Source organism: Microseira sp. BLCC-F43, from assembly GCF_041929235.1.
In the GTDB taxonomy this organism is placed as follows: Bacteria; Cyanobacteriota; Cyanobacteriia; order Cyanobacteriales; family Aerosakkonemataceae; genus Microseira.
On the sequence record NZ_JBHFNP010000211.1, the window covers coordinates 1 to 6,043 of the forward strand.

The window sequence follows — 6,043 nt, forward strand, 5'->3', positions numbered from 1 at the left end:
CCATCCCCTGATTACAGGGTTAAGGTCTTTAATTAGCGCCTCTTGTGGTGACGACCTATGTTTTAAGATGATTCCTTTAATTCCATCTTGATCAGCCTTAATTGCCTTCTTTGATGGGGTGATGAGTGTGTCAAAACCCAATATCCTACCTTTGGAGTCCCTATCACTCCGGTATTTACCAACTGGGTGTTGTTGGATGTGATGACCTAAAAAGTCAAATCCTGCAACACCATCCTCACTTAGCTTTGGTTTGAGGGTGTGGGTTAGTCTTGTCTTTTCAGGTTTTAATTCCAAGTCTATACCGTTTAACCATTCAGAGATAATTTCTCTGCATCCTTGGACAACTGTTTTATCCTCGTGTAGAACAACAAAATCGTCTGCGTACCTCACAAAGGTTAATGAGGCTCTTTTATCCCTTTTGTTTGTTTGTTTCCCATCAGGATATCTGATATCGAGGGATTCTGCTGTTTTTTTGAGCTTTTCTTCTAAACCGTGGAGGGCTATATTTGCCAAAAGCGGGCTGAGAACCCCGCCCTGTGGTGTTCCAAGGGATGTAGCAGTAAATACCCCTTGGTGTATGACTCCAGATTTAAGCCAGGATTTTATTTATTGTCTGACTTTACCCTTTATGTTGAGTTTCTGGAGTAGGGCTAAATGGTTGATGCGGTCAAAACATTTGGCTATATCTGCATCCAAAACAAATTTAGCCTTTTGTTGTATGGCGCTTTTGATTTGCCGTATCGCATCATGGCATGACCTTCCAGGTCTAAAACCGTAGCTGTTTAGTTCAAAACTCGCCTCCCATTCTGGCTTTAGGGCAGCTTTGACTACGGCTTGTAAAGCTCGGTCGTATATCGTGGGTATTCCTAATGGGCGCTTTTCTTCTCTTCCTGGTTTGGGTATCCAAACTCTTCTGGTGGGTTTGGATTTACCAGTGAGTTTTAATCGTCCTCCTAGTTCTAGACGCGCTTCTGGGGATAGGGATTTTACCCCGTCCACTCCGGCTGTCTTTTTACCTTGGTTTTCTACTGTTACCCTACGAACCGATAAGACTCTATTAGACCATGACCTCATCAGTGTCTTTTGGAGTTGGCGGACAAGCTTGACATTGCCACAACGGGAAGCAGCGTAGATGCGATGAGAGCAACTTGAAGACATATCGTTCAACTTTAGGCCAATTGATATTCTTCCATCCTTCAGTATTCAGGAGCGAATCTGACTTAGGCTTATTCATTGCTACTTGAACCTCTAGCATTAACACATTGCGATTCATGTCAGCATATCCAGGTAATTACACCATCCCTTTTCAGGCGTTGCCTGTTAATTCAGGCAAGGCGAAAGCTTCTTGAACCATCGCTTCATCATGTAGCTTGTGGTTTGACTGTCTAGCTGATTAATTGACCGCATAAGGAGCATACATGAGGGTTACTTCGTTGCTACAACCTATTGATTTGAGTCTTTAGGATGTGTCTATCCACCGGGGTTTTAGGTAGTGCGCTATCTCAGTCGCGAAATCTTGATAGACCTTACCCTTGTTGGCTATTTCCAACTCAGGGGTGCCTTTTTCAGGCTTAGCTTATTTCCCCTGGTGCGGACTAGCGATGGTTCATCGACACTTCGTTTGTGTTTGTTCTATCGATTGACTCTTGCTTGCGGTAGACGTTTTCAGCTATTACCTTCTGTTGCCGCTTTCACCCCCGCTTTACAAATTTGATCGTCAGTCTCTTTTGTAGGGGCAACCTAAAACTAGGTTGTTTGTGTGCTTTCAACCCCGCACCAGGGCGGTAGGATTTGGTGTTTTCAAGGGTAGAGTTATGATGTTGGTGAGTCCTTCATCTTTCCTCTTTTCTCCTAACTGTCATTGCTTGTTGGCTCGGTTAGGTTTCCTCACCTACATAGGTTGTAAGTTGTCATCAGTAGAGGATTTAAGTGCGAACTCAACCCGTATGTATGGGTTACTCTACTGAAGCTCTCATCCTTGAGCATTGTTACTCATTTCTGAGAAACGAATCGCACTCGCCCAGTCCCCACGTACCATTTCCAACGCTCTATCTCGGATGGTTTTAGCTTGCCGTAATATCAGCGTGCGCGTAAAAACCACAAGCGTCGCAGATGAACTTTTCACCGTCGCGATTGCTGGCATCTGTATGACCGCATTTTCTGCATTCAGTGCTGGAATATTTGGGATTAATTTTGATGGTGACCTTTCCTCGCTGATGCCTCCGGCACGCGCTTCGCGAACGCAGCCAGATAATCTATCTTCACGCATCAATTCATTCCAAGCAGCATCCGATATAGCGCGATTCAATCCTTTCTTTCTGGACTGTCCATTTGGTAAAAACCTCCCACTTTTTTCATCTTTCTTCACCTGGCAGCGACGTAACATCCCGGCAACGTTTAGATCTTCTATTGCCATAGCATCTCCTCGCCTATCGACAATAGATTGTGCCACATGCCACTGAGCGAGCTTGTCGCCTATCTGTAATCCTCTTATGCAAGCGTCCAACTTTCTTGTCCGCTTTAAAGTGTTTCTTACTACCTTTAACTTTCCGGTTAACTCGGCGTTGCCTAACCTTAAGAAGCTGCTTGGTTCTTTTATTGATTCCAACCAAATTTAGGGTTATCAAACTGGTAACCATCGGAAAGATGTACCAGTTTAGTAACCCCTAAATCGCAACCAAGGATTGTTTTAACTTCTGCTAAAGGCTTAGCACCATAATCGGGTACGGTTTTATCTTCAATCCTGTTAGGGTCGAGGGGAACATTACTGTTCCTCCCCTCCCATCCGAAACCGTGCGTGCCATTTTCACGGCACACGGCTACTCAGTGTGTTGTCCGTTTGTCATTCCGGACTTCCTGACCTAAAACCTTTTAAAGAACGGAATATCATCAATCCATTCCCAGTCAAGTTTTTCTAGGAATTTAGAAAGTTTTTCTAGGAATTTAGAGTGGTCTTTCTTCCTGATCTCCTTCAGGTCGATTGCGGTCTTTTCGTCATGGCAGTGCCGATGTAATAGTTGAAGGTTTTTGTATTCATCCTTGCCGCCCATAGCTCTGGGGATGATGTGGTCTTCTTCAATTACATCCCAATCAAGGAAGCTTAATCCGCACGCCAGACATTTACCCTTTTGTTGCTTTAACAACTTAGCCTTACGATTAGGCATTTCAGGATGTGTCCCTAATCTTGAACTCCAGTAAACCAGGTCGCCATCGTAAGGACTTTTATCGCCTTTAACTTTCACATAGTCGGTGCTGCTACAGCTAACCTCACTGTGTGATAGTAACCTCAGGGGGTTCGCTTTTCCTTCTTTGGTTGCGAATACCCAGTTATTGCCGCCGATAGAAGTCCAATACTTGTTACGAGCTTTCTTGGATTTCTGACAACGACGTTTTGCCCATCTCTGAAGTTTTAGGTATGTGAGGTGGTCTTGTTTTGATAATTCTCCGACTGTTTTGGCGTCGGAGTTTGAATAATAGGAAGTCCATCCCCTTATAACAGGGTTGAGGTCTTTTATTAATTTCGCTTGAGGCGAAGACCTATGTTTTGTGATGATTCTTCCGACCTCCTCTTGATGCGCCTTACTCGCCTTCGCGGATGGGGTGATGAGGGTTTTGAAACCTAGTATTTTACCTTCAGATTTTCTGCTGCGGTATTTCCCGGCAGTCGCTTGCCGAAAATGATGACTTAACAAGTCAAATCCTGCTTTACCATCCTCACTTAATTCAGAATTAAATGTGTGAGTTAACCGGGTTTTTTCTGGTTTCAATTCAAGTCCAATGCCTCCTAACCATTCCGAGATAATTTCTCGGCATCTTTGGACAACAGCTATGTCTTCATCGAGTATCACTCCGCATAACGTATGACGTTTGGGGGCTTAAATTCATGCCCCCTTTTGTGAAACCAAGTCTCCCTTCCTGTATGTGACATTCTGGGGAATTCTTGCTTTATCCTTTCTTCCATACCGTGGAGGGCTATGTTCGCAAGTAGTGGAGAAATTACTCCGCCTTGCGGTGTACCAAGAGATGTAGAGGTAAATGCTCCAGAATCTATCACACCAGATTTGAGCCAAGCTTTTATTTGTTGCCTGACTTTTCCTTTGATGTTAAGCTTTTGAAGCAATACTTCATGGTTGATGCGGTCAAAACAACGGGCAATGTCCGCGTCTAGCACGTATTTTTTTAACTTTTTGTTGTATACATAGTTTAATCTGTTTTATCGCATCGTGGCACGACCTTCCGGGTCTAAAGCCGTAGGAATTTGGCTCGAAAACCGCTTCCCATTCTGGCTCAAGCGCAGCTTTTACTACAGCTTGTAGTGCGCGGTCGTAAATAGTGGGTATTCCTAATGGGCGTTTTTCTTCTCTACCTGGTTTGGGAATCGGGACCCTACGTGTGGGTTTGGATTTACCTGTGAGTTTCAATTGCCCTGCAAGTTCAAGACGTGCGTTTGGGGGTAGTGATTTGACACCATCCACGCCAGCCGTCTTTTTACCTTGGTTTTCTTGTGTCACGCTTCGCACCGCTAGTATTCTATTAGACCAAGACCTCACCAACGTCTTTTGAAGCTTGCGGACTCGCTTGACATCGCCACGGCGGGAAGCAGCATAAATGCGTTTTTGCAGCTTAAAAACATATCGCTCGGCTTTCGCCCAATTGATTTGTTTCCATTCCTCAGTATTTATTTCTAAATCTGAATTAGGCTTTTCCACAACTACTAACTCCTTTAGCTTTCCCACACTGCGGTTGTTGTCTGCTTATCCCGGTGGTTGCACCATCCCTTTTCAGGCATTACTCGTTGTTTCGAGTTGGGCTTTTGCTTCAAGAACCATCCCGCCCCTTCATTGCTTGTGGTTCGACTACCTACCTGTTGGATTTCAGGAGCATATAAAGGGGTTTCTTCGTTCCCACTATCCATTGGTTGAGTCTTTAGGGTGTGTCTATCCACCGGGGTTTAGAGAGGTGCGCTATCTCGGTCGGTCAACCTGATAGTCTCTATCCTTGCCAGCTATTTCTGACCCAAGAGGTAGAACAAGTCTACAAGCTTATTTCCCTTGGTGGTATGTAACGATGGTTTAACGACACTTTGCCTGCTCTACCCATAAACTCTTGCTTGCAGTAGGTGCTTTCAGCTATTACCACCTATTCCTGCTTTCACCCCCGCTTTACACCTTTGATGGTCAGTCTTGGATGTAGGGGCTACCAGTTGTCTGGTAGTTTGTGTGCTTTTAATCCCGCACTAGGACAGTAGGACTTGGTGTATTTTGGATTGGGTTATGATTAAAGCTGGGTTGCTTTGACTTTTCCCTTTCTCCTCTAGCTGTCTGAGCTATTGCTAGGCTAGATTACCAAACCATGCATGAATAGTGAGTTGTCAATCGTTGAGGATTTAAGTGCGAACTCTACCCTTAGTGGGTTACTCAACCAAAGCCAGTTGTCCTCCTTTTTATGGTTTAAACTGAACGAATCGCACGACCGAAATATACCAACCATCTTGGCGTTGGCGAACATTTGCAGCTTTGATTTCAAACCCATCTGGGACAGGTCTAGAGTTATGGAACCCCATCCTACCTAATTTGCTTAGGTAAATCTTACTTCCTTGCACTTTGATTCCCATCCCGTAGGTCAACGATGTAAAGTTGCTGCTGTTTTTGAATTTTGGAAATCCTCTACCTTCAAAGAATTTCTTGTAAGCAACATCCAATCGCTTGACGTTTTGCTGTAGTACTGTTGCATCTATTTGAGCATACCAAGGTCTAGCAGCTTTTAGTTGCGGCAATGAAGTTATTTTAATCTCGCCTGCACTGCGGCGATTCTTTTTAATATTGCCATCTTTATCAACTTTTCCGTCTTTCCAAGGCTCCCCTGTCGCACCGTTTTTACTAACAAAACATGTGAGCGGACTAGCAGTAGTTTTCTTCCTTATTTTTCTTCCTTATTTTTCTTCCTTATTTTTCTTCCTTATTTTTCTTCCTTATTTTTCTTCCTTATTTTTCTTCCTTATTTTTCTTCCTTATTTTTCTTCCTTATTTTTCTTCCTTATTTT

General features: G+C 43.9%; 5 protein-coding genes and 2 pseudogenes. All 7 read right to left on the minus strand.

Annotation, left to right across the window (positions count from 1 at the left end):
* Positions 1-1,234: pseudogene (locus ACE1CM_RS28845) on the minus strand (reverse transcriptase domain-containing protein); the annotation flags it as partial.
* An 829-nt stretch (positions 1,235-2,063) separates the two neighbouring features.
* Positions 2,064-2,255, minus strand: coding sequence for a zinc ribbon domain-containing protein (locus tag ACE1CM_RS28850; RefSeq protein ID WP_374882301.1), 192 nt, complete (start codon positions 2,253-2,255; stop codon positions 2,064-2,066).
* A gap of 340 nt (positions 2,256-2,595) precedes the next feature.
* Positions 2,596-2,817, minus strand: a complete 222-nt coding sequence (locus ACE1CM_RS28855) for a hypothetical protein (RefSeq protein ID WP_374882297.1) — start codon at positions 2,815-2,817, stop codon at positions 2,596-2,598.
* Between the two features lie 44 nt (positions 2,818-2,861).
* Positions 2,862-3,767, minus strand: coding sequence for a group II intron reverse transcriptase (locus ACE1CM_RS28860; RefSeq protein ID WP_374882298.1), 906 nt, complete (start codon positions 3,765-3,767; stop codon positions 2,862-2,864).
* Between the two features lie 77 nt (positions 3,768-3,844).
* Positions 3,845-4,736 (minus strand): annotated as a pseudogene (locus tag ACE1CM_RS28865) (reverse transcriptase N-terminal domain-containing protein).
* A complete protein-coding gene (locus ACE1CM_RS28870) occupies positions 4,724-4,915 on the minus strand; it encodes a hypothetical protein (protein ID WP_374882299.1) in 192 nt (63 codons plus the stop codon). Before ACE1CM_RS28870 ends, ACE1CM_RS28865 begins: the two are co-directional and overlap by 13 nt.
* A gap of 528 nt (positions 4,916-5,443) precedes the next feature.
* Positions 5,444-5,776 carry a hypothetical protein gene (locus ACE1CM_RS28875; RefSeq protein ID WP_374882300.1) on the minus strand — a complete coding sequence of 111 codons (333 nt, stop codon included), beginning with the start codon at positions 5,774-5,776 and terminating at the stop codon, positions 5,444-5,446.
* Between the last annotated feature and the right edge of the window lie 267 nt (positions 5,777-6,043).

Coding starts and splice junctions, on each gene's coding strand:
- ACE1CM_RS28870 (WP_374882299.1), bottom strand. CDS start 4,915: ATGGATAGTGGGAACGAAGAAACCCCTTTATATGCTCCTGAAATCCAA.